18 protein-coding genes are annotated in these 19,156 nt (G+C 27.2%); 7 read left to right on the plus strand and 11 right to left on the minus strand.

All coding sequences use genetic code 11. The features are described from left to right. Positions 1-351 precede the first annotated feature (351 nt). From secA to ABCP60_RS06725, 4 genes are all read right to left on the minus strand, one after another. Complete coding sequence (secA, locus tag ABCP60_RS06710; RefSeq protein WP_343101500.1) at positions 352-2,694, minus strand: preprotein translocase subunit SecA; 2,343 nt, start codon at positions 2,692-2,694, stop codon at positions 352-354. Positions 2,695-3,026: 332 nt separating this feature from the next. Next, positions 3,027-4,670, minus strand: coding sequence for an EAL domain-containing protein (locus tag ABCP60_RS06715; RefSeq protein WP_240275582.1), 1,644 nt, complete (start codon positions 4,668-4,670; stop codon positions 3,027-3,029). Between the two features lie 566 nt (positions 4,671-5,236). Beyond that, a complete protein-coding gene (locus tag ABCP60_RS06720; protein WP_343101501.1) occupies positions 5,237-5,866 on the minus strand; it encodes a DedA family protein in 630 nt (209 codons plus the stop codon). A 401-nt stretch (positions 5,867-6,267) separates the two neighbouring features. After that, on the minus strand, positions 6,268-6,753 hold the full coding sequence (locus ABCP60_RS06725; RefSeq protein WP_343101502.1) for an acyltransferase family protein: 486 nt from the start codon (positions 6,751-6,753) through the stop codon (positions 6,268-6,270). 542 nt (positions 6,754-7,295) lie between these two features. Between ABCP60_RS06725 and ABCP60_RS06730 the strand changes: the two genes are divergently transcribed. Next, positions 7,296-7,493, plus strand: a complete 198-nt coding sequence (locus ABCP60_RS06730; RefSeq protein ID WP_092923913.1) for a hypothetical protein — start codon at positions 7,296-7,298, stop codon at positions 7,491-7,493. Between the two features lie 308 nt (positions 7,494-7,801). Here the strand turns inward: ABCP60_RS06730 and ABCP60_RS06735 are convergent, their stop codons facing one another. Further along, positions 7,802-10,117: a cell wall-binding repeat-containing protein gene (locus tag ABCP60_RS06735; RefSeq protein ID WP_343101503.1), complete on the minus strand. Its 2,316-nt coding sequence runs from the start codon at positions 10,115-10,117 to the stop codon at positions 7,802-7,804. Positions 10,118-10,443: 326 nt separating this feature from the next. Continuing rightward, positions 10,444-10,722: a Mor transcription activator family protein gene (locus tag ABCP60_RS06740; RefSeq protein WP_330383783.1), complete on the minus strand. Its 279-nt coding sequence runs from the start codon at positions 10,720-10,722 to the stop codon at positions 10,444-10,446. Between the two features lie 182 nt (positions 10,723-10,904). On the opposite strand from ABCP60_RS06740, the gene ABCP60_RS06745 reads away from it, so the two are divergent. From ABCP60_RS06745 to ABCP60_RS06755, 3 genes are read left to right on the plus strand one after another with little or no spacing between them, the layout of a single operon-like run. Next, positions 10,905-11,129, plus strand: coding sequence for a DUF1659 domain-containing protein (locus ABCP60_RS06745; RefSeq protein ID WP_092923904.1), 225 nt, complete (start codon positions 10,905-10,907; stop codon positions 11,127-11,129). 56 nt (positions 11,130-11,185) lie between these two features. Further along, positions 11,186-11,413, plus strand: coding sequence for a DUF2922 domain-containing protein (locus ABCP60_RS06750; RefSeq protein WP_195928472.1), 228 nt, complete (start codon positions 11,186-11,188; stop codon positions 11,411-11,413). Between the two features lie 4 nt (positions 11,414-11,417). Beyond that, positions 11,418-11,567 carry a YvrJ family protein gene (locus ABCP60_RS06755; protein WP_092923898.1) on the plus strand — a complete coding sequence of 50 codons (150 nt, stop codon included), beginning with the start codon at positions 11,418-11,420 and terminating at the stop codon, positions 11,565-11,567. 35 nt (positions 11,568-11,602) lie between these two features. Here the strand turns inward: ABCP60_RS06755 and ABCP60_RS06760 are convergent, their stop codons facing one another. Further along, positions 11,603-12,907 (minus strand): DnaB-like helicase C-terminal domain-containing protein, encoded by a 1,305-nt coding sequence (locus ABCP60_RS06760; protein ID WP_343101504.1) that lies wholly within the window; start codon positions 12,905-12,907, stop codon positions 11,603-11,605. Between the two features lie 8 nt (positions 12,908-12,915). Beyond that, positions 12,916-13,707: a conserved phage C-terminal domain-containing protein gene (locus ABCP60_RS06765; protein WP_343101505.1), complete on the minus strand. Its 792-nt coding sequence runs from the start codon at positions 13,705-13,707 to the stop codon at positions 12,916-12,918. A gap of 181 nt (positions 13,708-13,888) precedes the next feature. On the opposite strand from ABCP60_RS06765, the gene ABCP60_RS06770 reads away from it, so the two are divergent. After that, on the plus strand, positions 13,889-14,245 hold the full coding sequence (locus ABCP60_RS06770; protein WP_092923892.1) for a helix-turn-helix transcriptional regulator: 357 nt from the start codon (positions 13,889-13,891) through the stop codon (positions 14,243-14,245). A 167-nt stretch (positions 14,246-14,412) separates the two neighbouring features. Beyond that, positions 14,413-14,583, plus strand: coding sequence for a hypothetical protein (locus ABCP60_RS06775; RefSeq protein ID WP_343101506.1), 171 nt, complete (start codon positions 14,413-14,415; stop codon positions 14,581-14,583). A 50-nt stretch (positions 14,584-14,633) separates the two neighbouring features. Here ABCP60_RS06775 and ABCP60_RS06780 read toward each other — a convergent pair whose 3' ends face one another. Both ABCP60_RS06780 and ABCP60_RS06785 read right to left on the minus strand, forming a co-directional pair. Then, positions 14,634-14,960: a PIG-L family deacetylase gene (locus tag ABCP60_RS06780; protein WP_343101507.1), complete on the minus strand. Its 327-nt coding sequence runs from the start codon at positions 14,958-14,960 to the stop codon at positions 14,634-14,636. 199 nt (positions 14,961-15,159) lie between these two features. After that, a complete protein-coding gene (locus ABCP60_RS06785; protein WP_343101508.1) occupies positions 15,160-16,797 on the minus strand; it encodes a cell wall-binding repeat-containing protein in 1,638 nt (545 codons plus the stop codon). 564 nt (positions 16,798-17,361) lie between these two features. Between ABCP60_RS06785 and ABCP60_RS06790 the strand changes: the two genes are divergently transcribed. Beyond that, positions 17,362-18,636: an IS3 family transposase gene (locus ABCP60_RS06790; RefSeq protein ID WP_195581423.1), complete on the plus strand. Its 1,275-nt coding sequence runs from the start codon at positions 17,362-17,364 to the stop codon at positions 18,634-18,636. Between the two features lie 141 nt (positions 18,637-18,777). Here ABCP60_RS06790 and ABCP60_RS06795 read toward each other — a convergent pair whose 3' ends face one another. Then, positions 18,778-19,026, minus strand: coding sequence for a hypothetical protein (locus ABCP60_RS06795; protein ID WP_195581424.1), 249 nt, complete (start codon positions 19,024-19,026; stop codon positions 18,778-18,780). Positions 19,027-19,156: the final 130 nt, after the last annotated feature.

Below are 19,156 nucleotides of genomic sequence, written 5' to 3' on the forward strand. Positions count from 1 at the left end.
TTTTTTCTAATTTATCGTATATTTATAAATTTTATAATTATATTTTTATATTAATAAAAGCAGGATAATTAATAAATTAATTTATTTTCTCAATTTATTTAAGTAATTTATTTAATGATATTTTGTTACATTTTTGTAATTAATTAACATAAATATTTACTTATTCACTCGACTTTTAAAATAAGTTATAGTATAATTGTCTTAGGAAGAAAGAAATTTCTAACATCTCTTTTTTCCGTATTTCTCACATAAAAGAGGTCATAGACTTAGTCTATGACCTCTTTACTTTTATAATATAAAAATAAAATTCCCCTAATATATAAAAAATTATACCTTAGGGGAATTAGCAAATTAGTTAAATTTATATAAATATTTTACAGTTTCAATTCTTATTGTTCTATTTAAATCTTCAAACATTTCATAACCTTGAATAGTGTATTCTTTAACTGGGTCTTTTTGACCAATAGCCGAAAGCCCTATAACTTGTCTTAACTGATCCATTGTATCTATGTGATCTATCCAGTTAGTATCCACTACTTCTAATAATACTTTTCTTTCTAATTCTTTAAGCTTATCTGGCCCTATCATTATTTTCTTTAGGTCATACACTCTCTTAGATAAATCATAAGTGTAATCAATTGTTTCTTCAACTGTCATTTTGTCCATACCAGGTATTATTAAAGATTCTTTTGGCATAAAACTAGCATTTAGACTATTTAAGAATCCATAGTAATCCTTTTGATGTCTTAAATATCTTTGTGCAGTTTCTTCTATTATATCTTTTACCATATTTTGTATTGATTCGCTTAAATCATCTTTATCTAGGACTTTGTTTCTTTCAGAATATATTACTTTTCTTTGCTCATTTATAACATCATCGTATTTTATTACGTTTTTTCTTATTTCAAAGTTTTTACCTTCTATTCCTCTTTGAGCTCTTTCTACTGCTTTAGATAAGCTCTTTCCTTCTAATGAGCCATCTTTATTTGGAGTAATTTTTTTAGCTATTTTTTCTATACTTCTTCCACCGTATAGTTTTATAACTTCATCTTCTAAACTAACAAAGAATCTTGAAGTACCTGGGTCTCCTTGACGACCAGAACGTCCTCTTAGCTGATTATCTATTCTTCTTGTTTCATGTCTTTCTGTACCTATTACATAAAGACCTCCAAGTTCTTTAACTTTAACTTCTTCTTCTTTATCTTCTGCCCCTAAAGATATATCTGTACCACGACCTGCCATGTTAGTAGCTATTGTAACTGCATTTAATTTACCTGCATTTTTAACTATCTCAGCTTCTTTTTCATGGTTTTTAGCATTTAATACTTCATGCTTTATACCTTTTTTCTTAAGTAAAGAAGATAAATATTCTGATTTATCTATAGAAACAGTACCAACTAATACAGGTTGTCCAGTTTTATGTATTCTTTCTATTTCATTAACTACTGCATTGTATTTGTCTTCTTCTGTTTTGAATACTAAGTCATTTAAGTCAGCTCTAAGAATTGGTTTGTTTGTAGGTATTGTAACAACATTCATATTGTATGTTGATTCAAACTCACCTTCTTCTGTTTTTGCAGTACCAGTCATACCCGAAAGTTTTTTATACATTCTAAAGAAGTTTTGGAATGTTACTGTTGCTAGTGTTTTTGATTCTCTTTTTATCTCAACACCTTCTTTAGCTTCTATAGCTTGGTGAAGTCCTTCTGAATATCTTCTTCCATCCATTATTCTTCCAGTAAACTCATCAACTATCATTATTTCATTATCTCTAACTACATAATCAACATCTTTATCCATTAACTTATGAGCTCTTAGTGCTTGGTTAATATGATGATATATTTCTATATTTTCTATGTTAGTTAAGTTTTCTATACCAAAGAATTTCTCAGCCTTAGTCATACCACTATCACTAAGTGATATAGTGTTATCTTTTTCTTCTATCTCATAATCTTCTTCTATTAAGGTCTTAACAAGAGCATTTGCTAATTCGTATAGCTTATTACTTTCATCTCCAGTACCAGATATTATAAGTGGTGTTCTAGCTTCATCTATAAGTATAGAATCCACCTCATCTATAATAGTAAAGTTTAATTCTCTTTGTACTTTTTCTTCATTATTAGTTACCATATTATCTCTTAGATAATCAAATCCATACTCATTGTTAGTACCATATGTTATATCACAATTATACTGTGCTTTTCTTTCAGATGGATCTTGGTTTGCAAGTATAACCCCTACACTCATACCTAAAAACTCATACACAGGTTGCATGATTTCTTTATCACGCTTAGCAAGATAATCATTTACAGTAATTACATGTACCCCTTTGCCTTCTAGAGCATTTAAATATACTGGTGCTACTGCAACTAATGTCTTACCTTCTCCTGTTCTCATCTCAGCTATTTTACCCTGGTGAAGAACTATACCACCTATTAGCTGAACTCTATATTGACGCATACCTAAAACTCTCTTTGATGCCTCGCGACATACTGCAAAAGCTTCTACTAATATATCATCTAATGTTTCGCCTAATTTTAACCTTTCCTTGAATTCTTTAGTTTTTCCCTTTAATTGTTCATCACTTAAGCCTACCATACTTTCTTCAAGGCTATCGATTTGATCTATAATTTTATTTAATGATTTTATTTCATTTTCATCAGCTTTACTGACTAATCTATCTAAAATTGACATATATTTTTACTGCCTCCCCTAATATTCAATAGAATTCGTCTAGTTACATACATTTTTATCACTAGTTTTTTTAATTTATAACCTTATTATACCATATATCCCAAAATTACTTAATATAAGTAAAAACTATTAATTACATACCTCATTTTATTTTTTAATAATTTTTATATTATATATTTTAGTTTTTATATAGACATATATGTTTAGGTGGTATATAATGTAAATACTTGAAAAATTTAAAACATCTCTTTTTTCAAGTATTTCTCACACTGAAAAGGAGCAGACAATGTCTGCTCCTTTTCGCTTTATATTATTGTTTTATTAACTTTTTGTTATTTCCTTATTTTAATCAAATCTATATCCTCTTTTCTCTGAGGCTTTGCATAAAAATATCCTTGTATAAATATATTATCGTAGTCTATATTTTTTATAATGTCTACTTGTTCTTTATCTTCAACACCTTCTAATACTATACTTTTGTTATATTGCTTGCATATCTTACTTAAAAACATTATAACCTCATGATTAAATTCGTTATTTTTAATCTCATCTATAAAATATTTATCTATTTTTACCATGTCAAAATTAAATTTGGATAATATATCTAGATTTGAATATTTAATGCCAAAATCATCTGAAGCTATTTTTATATTTTTAGTTTGTAAAAACTCCATACCTTTTTTTATTTCTTTTAAATTCTCTGATTCTATATTTTCAACAACTTCAAATACAATCTTTTTACTCTCAAAACTCTCATCCATTTCAATTATAGAATTGACTGTTTGTAAGAATTTTTTGCTTTTTATCTCATTAAAAGATATGTTCATAGAAATATAGAACTTTTCATCCTTTAGATTTGTGTTTAATTTAAACCACTCATAATCTCTTAATATGGTTTTAAACACCCATATTGATAACTCCTCAGTCATATTACTATTTTCAATATCATTTATAAATAAATGTGGTGGTACTATTTTGCCTTCAGAATTTATATATCTAATTAAAGCTTCAAATCCTACAATTTTATCATTTTTAGGATTAACTATTGGTTGATAATAAACTGTATATCTATCTTTTATTAAGTCATCTTTTATTTTTTTTCTTAGATTATTTTTCTTTTTAGCTGGTATTATATATTTTATTAATATAAATAATATAAATATTGAGGATATTATATATAATAAAACTTCTTTCTTTGCAATTTTATTGTGAAAGTATTTAAAATATATCTTTTCTAATTCCTCTTTCTCTTCTTTAGTATAATTGTCTATAGTGTTATCAATTTTATCTATAATCCATCTATTATCCTTTGATGCTGCTATATATACAGGACCTGATAAAAACTGCTGAATTTCGTTGTATCTATCAAGTTTATTTTCGTCTGATGGGGAAATTGTTGCCACTACAGATTTGTCATCTAACTTTTGTAATGCTTCTTTATAATCATTTACCCATATAGGTATAGGATTTATATTATATGATTGTAAACAATCTAATAACCATTGTGATCCATATTCTTCTTTTATAAAAGCAACCTTTTTTTTGTCTAGATATTTTATATCTTCAGGTTCAGAATCTTTATAAGTGTAAATTGATATTCTCTCTACTCCAATATAATTTTTAGAATAAATAAACTTATCTTTTCTTTCCTTTGTATACTGAAGGTCCATCATAATGTCTATTTTACCTGCTTCTAAATCTTTGATTAATGAAGATACCTTTCCTTTTACATATTCAACCTTTATCTTTTTATTACTAGTATTATTTTTATTAACATCATGAATAATCTTATCTAAAATATCTTTATAATACCCTTTAACTTCTCCATCTTTAATATAAAAATATGGTTCATAATTATATACCCCTAACTTTATGGTTATATCTTTTTCATTGGCATATAAAATACTGCAATTTAATGCAACTATTACAAGTAATATATTTACTATTAAGATTTTATAAAACTTATTTTTTATCACATTCAGTTCTCCCCTCTAAGTTTCAAATACTACTTTATAATTAAGTTCCTTGCATTTTTAAATTTAATACTATTTCCTATTTTAAATTTTTAGTTAAATAACATTTTATTAATCTCAATTCAAAATTATTTTATCATTCAAATATTTTTATTTAATTTAATTTAATTTTAAAATTATTTTATTTATATATTTATATATGCTTTTCTACAAAATTTCAACACTTTTTTGATATTATTTGTATTTTTTGTATTTTTTTGTATGTTTTAGTATTTTTCTTACCTTTGTGCTCGTTCTATTTTTTTTACATTGTTTATCTAAAAAAGGATGGCTTTTACAAACCACCCTTTTACTACTATCTATTATATTTTTTATACATATTATTAATTTTATATTTCCTTTACTCTGAGGCTGAGCATAAAAATATCATTATCTAAATACATTATCATTATCTATATTCTTTAAAATATCTACTTACTCTTTATTTTAAACACCTTCTGCTATTACTTTAATATTATTTACCATACAAAATATAAAAACAAATATAATATGCAAGTAAAAGGATATGATTATACTTCTTGATTTATATATTTATCACTATCTTTTTCTTTTCTATTTTTTAATGTTATCCAATAAAATCCTATTACTAAAATACCTATTATTCCTACTACTAGAGAGTACTTATTCATTATATTAACAATTAAATCCATATTATCTCCTATAAAATAGCCAACTAATATAAGAACTATATTCCATACAGATATTCCAATTGCAGAATACAATGTAAACTGCCATACATTCATTCTAGTAACACCTGCTACTATAGATATAAAAGTTCTAGCTAATGGAACTAATCTTGATAACATAACAGATATTTTTTCATATTTTGCTAACCATCTATACGATGCTTTTATAGATTTTTTAGTTTTTGGATATTTATTTTTTATAAATGATAATAGTGGTTGCCCTAATTTGTATCCTAAATAATAATTTAATACTGATCCAAATACTCCACCGATTATTGATACTAGTATAACTAAAAATATATTCATATCAAATTTAAATGCTAGTATTCCTACAAACGGTAATACTATCTCACTAGGTAAGGGAGCATTTGCATATTCAAGGGCTACTATTATAAAAATACTTATGAGTCCATAATTTATTATAAACTCTTCTATCAATAACTTTAATTCCATTAAATTTATTTCCCCTTATATTATTTATCATGAAAATTATATACTAGAATAATAATATAATAATTCATGTTACTACCCATAACAAAACATCTATTTTTAAACTAGTATCACTTAATACCACATCTGTTGGTTTTCCTTCATCACTGATATTAATAATATAATTGTGTCTAAAAATACCATATATTACAAATACAGTTGTAAATATCATATTAGGATTATCTATATTACTCGCAGAATAAAGCGCATATCAAACTATTGTACAACTTTGAACTACCATAATCATTTGATTTATTATTTCTTCATTATAATCTTTAAGTATCTTTCTATGATCACTTGCACTACTTTTTAAAGTATTTATCTCTTTCTTTTTCCAAGACCTAAATATCTCTCTGTTGTTAAATTTATAGTCTAGGTAACATTTGTACACCTAAGTTAAATATTTTTATAAAACCTTGCCCATTACTTAATATCACTGTATTCAAAACTATAATTAAAAATAAATTTACACTTTTTATATTTTCACTTTTAATATTCTTACAAAAATGTGCTAATAATATTATTATTGCAAAACCAAAATGTATAGTCATTATATTAGCATTTATTAAATTAAATCCAACAATTCCATGCATAAAAATATTAAATAGTATTATAAATATAAAATATGGTATTAATATTCTAGGTATCCTTGAGATAATATATTTACCATATGATTTTTTATTACTTAATGAATAACTTGCTCCAGTTATAAAAAATACAACTGCCATCTCAAAAAGAAAGAAGGATTTAATTTTAGTTCCAAAATTCGGAAACCAATATAATGTATGTATAAATCCAATGATATACATCATAATTAAACCCCTATATATATCTAATTTTTCATCCCTCATAATTATCCTATATTCTTAACCTCCTATAATTTTTCCTGTACCTAAATTTAAGGTGCCTTATTGAATAGCTTAGAATATATTTAAATTCCAACCTTAATTTATATAAGTATCTGTATAAGCAAATAAAAAGGATATAACTATTATTGTTATATCCATAATTAATTACAATTTATTTGAAATTTTTGATTTTCTCAAATCATATTAACATCTACTCTAGTAACTATTAGATACTAAAATCATTTCAACATAATTTTCCATGTTTTTCACTATTTTTTACTTTTGCCTTTTTGCTTTATTTAAAGTTTTTATGTCTAATCTTTTAAATATTTATTTCAGCACAAACTATAAATGCTATATATATCAATAGATTGTTTTTTAATGTATCTATATATCATTTACTAGGAATGAGTGATTGTTTTTACCAAACATTTGTTTTATTTTTTTACCATTTGTTTCCATATTGTGATACAATTATTTATAGATAGGAATTTCTATTTGAGATTTTAATTTATTTTATATAGTTTTATAACAGGGGGATTATTATGTTTTTTAATGATATTTTTATGGACAAAGATGTTGAAGGGTCGTACTCTAATAGCTATGATAAGATGATAAATTTAGCTAGTAGGGTTTTTGTTGATGATAATGTGGATGCTGATAGGAAAAAGGAGCTTTATTTGTTGCTTTGTTGTGCTTATGGGCAGTTGGATGATTTTGATAATAAAAAGAGCTCTATTTAGTTATTGTACTAAGACACAAAATTGAACTTTATACTGGAATGAATTTTCATTCCAGTATTTTTACTTTATGCAATCTTTAATTCTTATTCAATTCTATAATTTTTAATACATTTCTTGTTTCATTATTTCAAAGAAGTTTTCCATCATCTAAATGTGCTTGTAACTACATGAAATATTACGATAATAGCTGCTATGGCTATTATACTAGTTTTATACTTAAATAAGTTAACTATAAGCAACTTTAAAAAGAGTATAGACTTTCGTCTATACTCTTTTAGGAAGATTGATGAAATTATATTAAACAAATACTATTTTGTGAATAAGTTATTTATAGTTGACCAAACTTGAGCAGCTATACCTTCACCTATTTGAGTCTTATTTGTTATAGTTGGGTTTTTAGCTTTTATTACTGATTGTTGCTCAGCATTTACAGCATTAGTAGCTAATACTACTGGAGAATTAGTTTGACCAGCTAATACACCTGCAGATAAAGCATCAACTAATCCTTGGTTATCTGATTTAGCAACATATAAGTTTTTCATATTATCAGCTGTAGCAAATTCTTTTATAACTGCAGCATTAGTTCCTTGTCTATCAGCACCTGATAATCTTTCTGTAGCATTAGTCATACCAGCATCTTTTAATTGAGTTTTTATAGATTCTGGAGCTCTATCAGCACCACCTATTATATATGATTTAGCAGCCTTATTTCCTGATATATAATTTATTTGATCTGTACTTAATCCAGTTTTATCATTAGCTAATAATATTGGATTAGTAGCTCCTTTTCTAGCAGCGATCGGTGCTATACTCATAGCATCTGGTTCTGCATATCCACCAGCAACATATATGTCTCCATTTAATGTTGGTTCCATAACTTTAGCTATTGCTAAAGATGTTTGGTATCTATCGTCACCTTGTATTCTAGTTACAGTATATCCTTTAGCTTTTAATTGAGTTTCAACAGATTTAGATATAGTGTTTTCTCCACCTATAACATATACGTTTTTAGCTCCATTAGCTGGTAATACTCTTGCTATTTCTGCCATAGTCTTATCATTAACTTTATCTTTTCCTGTTAATAATATTGGAGCGTTTTTACTTGCAGCAAATGGAGTAGCTGTTAATCCATCAGCTAAGGCAGTTCCTGAAACTAAAACAACATTTTGTGCTGAGTTATTAGCTGTAAATGCAGCTTTACTTACTTGTACCGCTGTATCATCTCTATCAGCACCAGCTAATGTTTTTATTGGAGCATTGTTAGTTAATGCTTGTTTTAATGCAGTTAAATCATTGTTGCTTCCTGATATAACTGTTTTAGCAAATGCACCATCAGCTGCATTTGTAGCTACACTATTTTTCATTGCTTCAGTTTTGTCTACTGGGAATGTTATAGTTAATGTGCCGTTTGTAACATCACCTATAGTAGCTAAGTTTCCTGAAGTTATTGGAGCTGTTGCATTGTAGTCTTTTATAAATTTATATAATTGATTTCCTGCATCTGTAAATCTACCTATTGAAGAATCATATAAGTCTTGTGCTTTATAATTAGTAGTTGCAACTGCTTTATAATCAACACCATAGTTTCTATTAGCTTCAAAATCACTTGGTTGTCCATTTTGAGCTGTTTGTAAATTTTCTCTCGCAACTTCAAATCCAGTTACTACTGTATTGTCATTAGTAGCAGCTTGTTCATTAGTTGTTACACCAGCTATTACTTGTCCATCTTTATCTAAGTAGCTTCCTGATTTATCTTGAGAATATATAGGAGCTTGTAAATTAAGTATAGTATCTCCTGTTTTTATAACTAATGGAGTTTTGTTATTTTTTAATGTTAATGATACAGTATTATCATCTACTTTTGTTACATCTTCTATACCTGTATTACTTTGAGCTTTAGCTACTGCAGCTTGAGCATCTGTTACTGCTTTATCTGCTGCTGTTTTTGCTTCTTGCGCTGCTGTTAATTCAGTTGCTGCAGCTGCTGCAGCTTGCTTTTGTTCAGTTGTAGCTGAACCTCCTGCACTTGTTACTGCTTTATCTGCTGCATCTTTTTTACTTTGTGCAGCTGTTACTGCATCTGCTGCTGTTTTTGCATTTTGTTGTGCAGTTTCTAGTGCTTTTTGTGCAGCTTCTTTATCTAATGGTGTATTTAATAGAGCTTGTACCTCTTCTTGAGTGTATTTTCCTTCTTTCCAGTTAACTATTTGTCCATTAACTGTGTTATGTCCATTATCTATTACTTCTATATTTAAAAATCTATTATCTGTATTATTTAATTGTGCTAAAGCAACATCTAATTGATCCATATCTGTTAAGTTAGATATGTTATTTTTAGCGTTCTCACATTTTACTTGTATAGTATAAACACATTGTCCTGCTACAGCTTTTGTTAAATTTTGTTTTTCTGAATTTTGATATGTTACATCCTTTAACATATTTGCTTCGTTAGTATACTTAGTGTTTAAAAATCCTTGTATTTCCCCTTTTAATTGATTAACTGCGTTAGCATCAGTAGAAGCTATTACTTGATTATCTAAAGTATCAGCAAAAGCTAAGGCTGGAGCTACTGAAGTTGCCGCACTAACTGCAGCTATTGTTATAGCCATATTTCTTTTTTTCATAATATTTCCCTCCGATTTATGTTATTTTAACATCTCTCAGGTCTTTGTATCTCTCACAAGATTAATCATAGTCCAGGAAAATATTTATTTCAATGGTTTTAGCCAATCTTTCAAATTTGCGGAGTCCCCTTTTTTCGACATTTTCTAACATTCAAATCCATTTTTTTACATTTTAATTTCTCTATATACTGCTATTACATAGCTAAAGCTATCCCCTTTTTTCGACACCTTTCCCCTTTTTATTTGAAATCACTACATTTTTGAACAAAAGATTCAATTTCTAACTTTATCATTTCAAACATTATTCACAAATATTTTTCTAAATCTTAACCACATTTAACTATTCTTCTTATATGATTTACACTCATTTTATATTCCCTAGCTAATATAGATGCATTAACTCCATTAAATCTTTTAATAATTTCTTCATTCCTTTTATCCCTTATAGCACTACTATAAGTTGGAACATATAAACTGTTACCTCCATATAGTTTGCATATCTCTAAATATACTTCTTCACCAACTAACTCATATAAAGCCTCTAAGTCTTCTCTTATCATACTTTCCTCCTGTTTTTTATTATTTTCCTTACTTTTTCCTTCTATTTATATAGTAGTGTCACTAAATACCTCTTTCCACAAAAGTATTTGAGAAACATATATCCCTTACATAAGTTGTCAACCTACATTATAACTACATATAATTTTTCTCACCTATTATATAAGTATAAGCAAGGCAACTTGCTAAAATAACTTAGCTAATTGCTAAGAATATAAGGAGGATTATTATGGCGGTAGTAGTAACTAAAAACCCATCAGGACTTAAATTAAGATATGATTGTGGAAAGGATGATGAAACTGGCAAAAGCATAGTTAAAAGTAAAACTTATGCTAATATATCACCAGATGCACTAGACCAAGATGTATATGATGTTGCAGCAGCAATTTCATCACTTCAATCTAACACACTTTTAAGTGTATCTAAAATAGACACTAATACCTTATCAGAATAAAATTACTTATTTTATATGTTATTAAAATTTAATTATTAAAATTAGGGGGATATATTATGGAAATAAAAAAGAAACTTGTAATGACTTTTAAAACTTCAAATGGAAAAAATATTTCTTTATCAGTAGATGATCCTAGAGAAAATCTAACTGAATCTGAGATAAAGTCTGCTATGACTTTAGTTTTATCAAAAGGTGTATTTGTTGTAAATGGAGAGGAATTAGCTGCTTTAGTAGATGCTAAGGTAGTTCAAACTGATACTACTGAATACGACTTAGTTGTATAATTAGTTGGAAGAAAACTTGCAAAATCTGATTGCTAATGTTGGCTTTCCTATTGCTCTTTCTATGTATTTATTAGTTAGAATAGAAGGAAAGCTAACTAAACTAACAGATAGTATTAGTGAACTCTCTAAAAATATAGGGGCTGTCTCTAAATAGAGGCTAGCTCCTTTTTATTTTTCCTCTAATAAACATTAATAGTTAATAGACTGAAAATGAAGTCTTTTTCCATTGTAGCAATAGTGCCTATATCCAGTTTCCCCATCTCTACATTTTGCAACTATTAAATCAACTAGCTTTATTCCATTTTTCCTAGAATTTATAACCTTATCTCTATTTGTACCTATAGCTTTTATAGCATCCTCAAAATCAGAATTAACAGGTTCATGAATATATACTACATTGTTGCTATCGTGAAATATAGCCTTACTATCTCTCATAGGTCGCTCTCCCCAAGGTCTAAAGTCCTTCATCTCATCATTTAATTGACTAAGCTGAATAACAGGTATATTAAAATCTAAAGTTATATTTTTAAGTTCCCTAGACAAACTAGCCACTTCTCTTTCTCTATTTTGCATAGTAGATTCAACATTCATAAGCTGAACATAATCTATAATAACTAAATCTGGCTCTAACTCCCTTATCCTTCTTTTTAATGCACTAATAGTGCTTATCTTATCATTTATATACATTAAGTTTTGACTAGAGTACTCCTTAAAAGTATCTATAACCAATTTCCACTCATCTTCTTCTAATTGCTTATTCTTCATTTTCTTGGTGCTAATTCCAGTCTTTTTTGTAATATTTCTCATAAAAACTTGCTCATTACTCATTTCCCTACTAATAAATAATACCTTTTTCTTTTGAAAAACACAGTTTAACATAATCTGAAGAGCTAAGGCAGTCTTACCAACACCACTTCTAGCAGCAATAGTTGTAAGCTCACCTTTAAATAACCCTCCTATAATATTGTCCAAATATTCAACACCAAACTTTATTCCCATATCCCCATCATTTTCTAAATAATCAAGCAATCTTTCACAAATATCTTTAACACTATCATTATAATTTTGAGTATTTTTATTTAAAATTTCCCTCATTCTTTTCTCAAAATTATATACAACCAAATCCATATCTTCATCATCACCTAGGTCTTGAAAAAGATTAGTACAATTTTTGATAATCTCTCTTCTTAAATACTTGTCCTTTAAAATTCTAATATGACTATCTATAGAATAATTTTCTCCAATAGCTACCATATCAGTTAAATAGCTTATCTCTATATTAATATCTCTGTCCTTAAGCTTTGTATATACACTTTGAATATCAATAGCCATATTATTTTTATACAAAACTTTCATAACATTTAAAATATACTTATGAATATTTATAGTGAATAAATCCTCATATAATTCCTCTAGCTTAAAATTTAATGTATTATCACTTATTAAGCTCCCAATAATACTTTGCTCTATATTAATAGCATCAAACTTCTTCATAGTTCCCCCTAATAATCAAATTCAATTTCCCATTCTCCATCAGACTCTTCTTTTGAATAATTTAAAATTTCTTCATTCAAATACCCTTCAAACTTATTGCTAAATAAAGTTTCAGGTCTTAAATATTTTTGCATATCACTATACATCCATTGTTTTGACTTAATATCTATCACTTTCTTAAAATCTTCTAACTCAAATCCTTCATTTACCCTTGCCTTAATAAGGCTTTTTGTTTTATTGGTGGTTGGTTTAAAATTCTTTTTACAGGTTTTATTAAAATAAGCAATTACATCAATACATATATTATTTATTTTTTTATTTATATTATCTTTTTCTAAGTTGCCTTCTTTAGTTACACATTTATTATCATTATTAGTATCACTGTCTATATAATCTTTAAAATCTTTATCCCCTAAGTCCTTAAAATCACTAATATATAATATTTCACTTAAATTTGCATCATTATCATTTTTAGTTATTATTTTTGTATCAATTTTAGTATCATGCCTAGAGTCAGTTATATATTTATATATAGAACATTTATTAGTTTTATTGCCTTTAACTACCCTACTAATAATACCTAACTCCTCAAAGGTCTTAATTAATCTTTGTACCTTGCCCTTAGAAAATCCAAGCTCACTAACTGCCCCACTTATAGTAAATGTAAAATACCCAGTTTCAAGTTTTTTGTAAATATTATTAGCATTAACCCTTCTCATAAGATAATGATTAAAAATAATCTTATCTACATCCTTAATTGTATTAAACCTAAGGACTCTAATATTTAACTTACTATACATAAAATCCCCCTTTAAGTTTTGTATTTGTTAATTAGTTTTATTTTTGTTATCTTTAATTAAATTGTAGTTCTATTTATGTTAACTTTCAATATATTTTTAATATTTTTTGCTAATATTTGTTTTTTAGTTTACACCAACGAAACTTTATACTATACTTTAAGTATGGTGAGGTGGATTTAAAATGACTTTTGGACAAAGATTTAAAGAACTTAGAATTCAAAAAGGTCTAAAACAACAAGAGTTAGTAGATGATTTTAATAAGATATATGGTTATACATTCACAAAGTCAGCAATATCTCAATATGAAAACGACAAGAGAAAGCCAGAAACAGAAGCACTTAGAGATTTCGCCCTGTACTTTAATGTATCTTTAGATTACTTACTATGTATAAATGAAGACAGAGATATTAATATAGATATAAAAGACCAATTTTTAGATTTTGTTGAAGGATTCTTTAAAGATAAAGATATTAGTAGAGATGAAAAGGACAAGCTATTTAAAGAGCTATCTACACTTTATTTTGATTCATTAAAATAGGCTACGCAAAGCGTGGCTAATTTTTCAGCTTAGTACAAAACATATATTCTATAATTTACGAACTTTTCTATGCTATATATACTATTTATTTAAATTTTTGTTATTTTAGTTATTTGATGTCATTTTAAACAATTTTAATTATAATAATAAACTCAGGGGGATTTTTTATGTTTACTGAATGTAAGTTTCTTAAATTTGATGATAAAGCACCTACTGCTAAGGACTTTGATAAGATAATGGAAGTTGCTAGTGTTGTTTTTTCTAGTGATAAATTTAGTGATGAAGATAAAAAAGATTTTTATATAAAAATTAGCATTATGTATGAAATGTATAGATAAAAGCCAGATATATACCTGGCTTTTACTTATATTATTATTTTATAAATTTATTATTGATTATAAAGATATCCATGAGTTCCACATATCCTATTATCTTCCCCATTTAAAGTAAGCCTTGCCTTAGACTTTGAACCATTAGCCATAAGTACAACTTTAACATCACACCCTTTGTCTATATATCTTTTAAGTATAGTTGAAAAACTAAGCACATCATCATCTTGATGTGGTATAAAAAATATAACAGAATCCCCTTTACCAACTTCATTAAAAACAACATTTTCAACCCTTCTTCCTACTTTATATATATTTTTAAATTTAATGTTGTTCAGTAAATTAACCTGACTAGTTGGTAGATTCCATTTTGATATAACTAGCATTGAAAATTTTCCCTTTGTACTTAGCTAACATTTCTAACTACCAAGACCTCAGCGAGCTTTCATAGTCAAATACTTAGCACACGTAAAATGGCATATCTTACTTAAGTAAGATATGCCATTTATCTTTAATATAAAATTAAATATTTATACGAAATTTTTAACTTTATCAATTTTATATAATGAGTTTTATAATGCTATATTATTTTCCTGTAAATATTGACTCTATAAATCTAACAACATGTCTTTGAACACCGTGACCTACTTGATATAATTTTTCTCCTATTTGACCTGGTTTATGATCTTTGTATGCTGAAGTTTTCTTTATAGAATTTTCTTGAGCTTTAGTTACATTATTTGTAGCTAACACTAAAGCAGCTTTCTTCTTAGCTGCTAATGGTCCAGCAGCTAATGCATCTACTAAGTTTGCATCTTGAGCTATGAAGATAGATTGTGCATCTTTTTGGAATCTTTCTATAACTTTTGCGTTAGTTTCTTGAACATTAGCTCCCTGAATTCTTTCTGGAGCAGCTAAATTTCCATGTGGCTTAGTTATTAAGCCAGCCATGTCATTTTGTATATTTTCGTTTAGTGCATAAGTTCCACCTATTATATATACAGAGTTTAACTCTTCACCTTTTAACCATATTTTAACATCATCAGCTATCCTATTTTCTTCTAGTAAGATTACTGGCTCTTGGCTTCTAGCTGCAACTGATGCTATAGATAAAGCATCTCCTTCTCCTTTATATCCTCCTGCAAAGTAAACACTGTCTATATCATTTATTGAATCTAACTTCTTAGCTACTTCAAATGAAGTTCTCATTCTATCTGAACCTGATATTCTTTCTACATTTACTCCCATAGCTTTTAATTCATTTATTATTGATTGTGGTACTGTGTTTTCCCCACCAACAACATATACATTTTTAGCTTCTAATCTATCTATCTCTAACTTAGTATCTTTTCCTAAAGAAGTTTTGTTAGATACTAATATTGGAGCATCCATAGCTGTTGCTAAAGGAGCCGCTGTTAATCCATCAGGAGTTCCATTCCATCCTACTAGTATTACATTTTCAGCTTTCTTCCATCCTTCTTGGCTAACTTGAACTGCAGTTTCACATCTATCTACACCTGCTAAAGCTGATACCATAGAATCTGTAGTATTATTTGCTGGTCTTCCCCATACATTTACTACCATGTTATATGCATTTGGTGCACCTGAAACAGTTACCTTAACCCCTGTTTTTGTTTGTTCTTTATTTGCAATTGTTTGTACATCAACTTTTCCGCCTAATTTTTTAGCCTCTAATATTCTTTCCTGTAACCTTAAACCTTGATCATTTAATTTACCATTTGTTTTAAATAATTGGCTAGCTTCTACATTATATTCATTTACACCAACTTTATTTATAACTATTTCTGCAACTAATTTAGACTCTATATTTTTCCCTTTCTCATCAAAGTCAACTATAGCATTGTACTCACCTTCGAATCCTACTCTATGACCTCTATCAGTAACTTTTATTATAGTTTTAGTTGCTGTTTCTTGCTTTTCTATTTTGTAAACTGGAACATCTTCAAAAGTTCCATTTTCATTTTTTTCATACTTAACGTATTCTTTAAAGTATGATCCTTGGCTATTTTGTATCCACTTATTATTTGTATATTTTTTTTGTGCTGCTTTTTGTAATTCTACTTCTACTTTTGCTATTCTCTCTATTTCACCTGCAGATATTTCTATTTTTTTAACTTCATCTGCACTCGCAACTATCGGTGCTGCAACTTGTGCAACTGTAGCAACTGCCATTGCCATTGCTATATTCTTTTTCTTTAACATGTTCGTTCCTCCCCAAAATTATATAAAATAATTACATCTCTTTATTTATGTAAATTCCGTCTATCATATTTCTCACAAAGTTGTATTTCTCACACAAATAGATAATAATATAATCTCTTTTAATTTTCACCTATTTTCGTTTTACATTTTTCTGCATATTATCACATTATTTTCTTTATATTTTTAATTTTTCTATTTTTATACATTTTTTTATGTTTTCCGCCGTATCATTCATGTCTTTTTATGTCATAATTATTATTTTTGTTTTATAAATAATTTTATTTTAAAATATTTTTGTCGTAAAATGTATTACACTTTTTTTACTAACTTGATGTTATTATTTTATTACTAACTATAATCTTTTTGCCAATTTTATAACCAAGACCACTTATATCTTTTTTTGAGCCCATTTTTATTTGTTCAAATTATTCAATATGCTAAATAATAATAAAAAAAGAAGGTTCAAAATATTAAAATGGATCCTATATAGTGGACACGAGAAAAAGCGTGTCTATCTATATAAGATCTTTTTTTGTAAAATATTAACTGAGGAGTGATTAAAATATGACTAAAAAAATATTTAAAGAACATGAAATATTAGAGTTATCTAAGAATAAATACGTAAAAAATATGACTTCTAAAGGGATAACTTATACTAATGAATTTAAATTACAGTTTATTGCAGAATATAAAGATGGAAAAAATTCGAGAAAAATTTTTGAAGATGCAGGATTCGATATTGAGATGATTGGTGTTAAACGAATAGATTCAGCTAGTTTAAGATGGCGAAATGCGTATAAAGATAAAGGGATTTTAGGTTTAGATGATACTAGATCTTTAAATTCAGGAAGAACCCTTAATAGAGAGTTAACTATTGAAGAAGTTCTTGCTAAGAAGGATGCTGAGATAGCGTATCTCAAAGCGGAGCTTGAATTAATAAAAAAGCTCGAGCTACAAGAAAGGCAGGTGATAAATAATAAGTTATCACCATCTAAGATATTTAAAATAATACAAAATTTAATTAAAGATTTTAATCTTAATAAGTTGACGAGATATTTATGCAAAATTGCTAATGTCTCTACTTCAGGTTATTATAAATTTTTAAATAACTTTAAAACTAGAGATATGAAAGAATATAGCGATCTTAAATCAAAAGAAATTATTCTAAAAGCATTCAATTATCGCGGATATAAGAAAGGTTCTAGATCTATAAAAATGGTATTAAAGAATAAATTTAATATCATAATGAATAGAAAGAAAATCCAAAGGATAATGAGAAAATATAATATTATTTGTCCAATACGTAAAGCTAATCCATACAAACGCATAGCTAAGGCGACAAAGGCACATAGGGTTGTTCCAAATAAGCTTAATAGAGCATTTAAACAAAATATACCTGGAAAAATAATGTTAACTGATATCACATATATGCCGTACGGCAATAATAAAATGGCGTATTTATCTACCATAAAAGACTCTTCAACTAACGAAATACTAGCATATAAACTTTCCAATAGTTTAGCTATAGACATTGTAATTGAAACTATAGATAAATTGATAAAATTAAAACCATTTAGATTACATAAAGATGCATTTGTACATTCCGATCAAGGGTTTCATTACACAAGTCCAATATTTCAAAGACTACTTAAAGAAAATAACTTAGGCCAATCTATGTCTCGAAGAGATAACTGTTGGGATAATGCTCCGCAGGAGTCATTCTTTGGACATATGAAAGATGAAATTGATTACAAAAATTGTAACACAATAGAAGAACTTAGAATTTTAATAGATGATTATATGGATTATTATAATAATAATCGCTGTCAGTGGAATTAAAAAAAGCTAACTCCTGTACAATACAGAAATCAGCTTTTTAATAACTCTCTTTTTCTAGTGTCCTTGACAACGGATCCACTTTAGATATCCCTTCTTTATTTTAATATATGTTTAAAATCTTATATTTTTATTTTAAGTTTATTATTGTACATCCTTTGCTAATGGATTCCAAGTTAAAGCTACTGGTTCAATTTCAGTTTTTCCATCTACCTCAACTTCTAAAGTGAACATCATCTTTATATATTTTATATACATATCATTTAGAATTGTACCTGGCCCCATATTCTCTTCTTTGAAAAATTCTGTAAATCTTCCTAGTGCAATATCTTTTCCTTCATCGTATCCACTATCTTCTGCTCCTGTTTCAATATATATAATTTGATCCTTCATATCAGCAAAGTTTTCAAAACCAGTATTTACTGTTCTACCAGTTTCATCTATTTATATTTATTAAAGTAATAACTATATATCTAAGATTTCTTTTATATATGGTATAATATTTATTTGGATATATTACATT

The sequence above is a fragment of the Romboutsia sp. MSSM.1001216sp_RTP31141st1_G3_RTP31141_220114 genome (assembly GCF_039031195.1).
GTDB classification, from domain to species: domain Bacteria; phylum Bacillota; class Clostridia; order Peptostreptococcales; family Peptostreptococcaceae; genus Romboutsia_C; species Romboutsia_C hominis.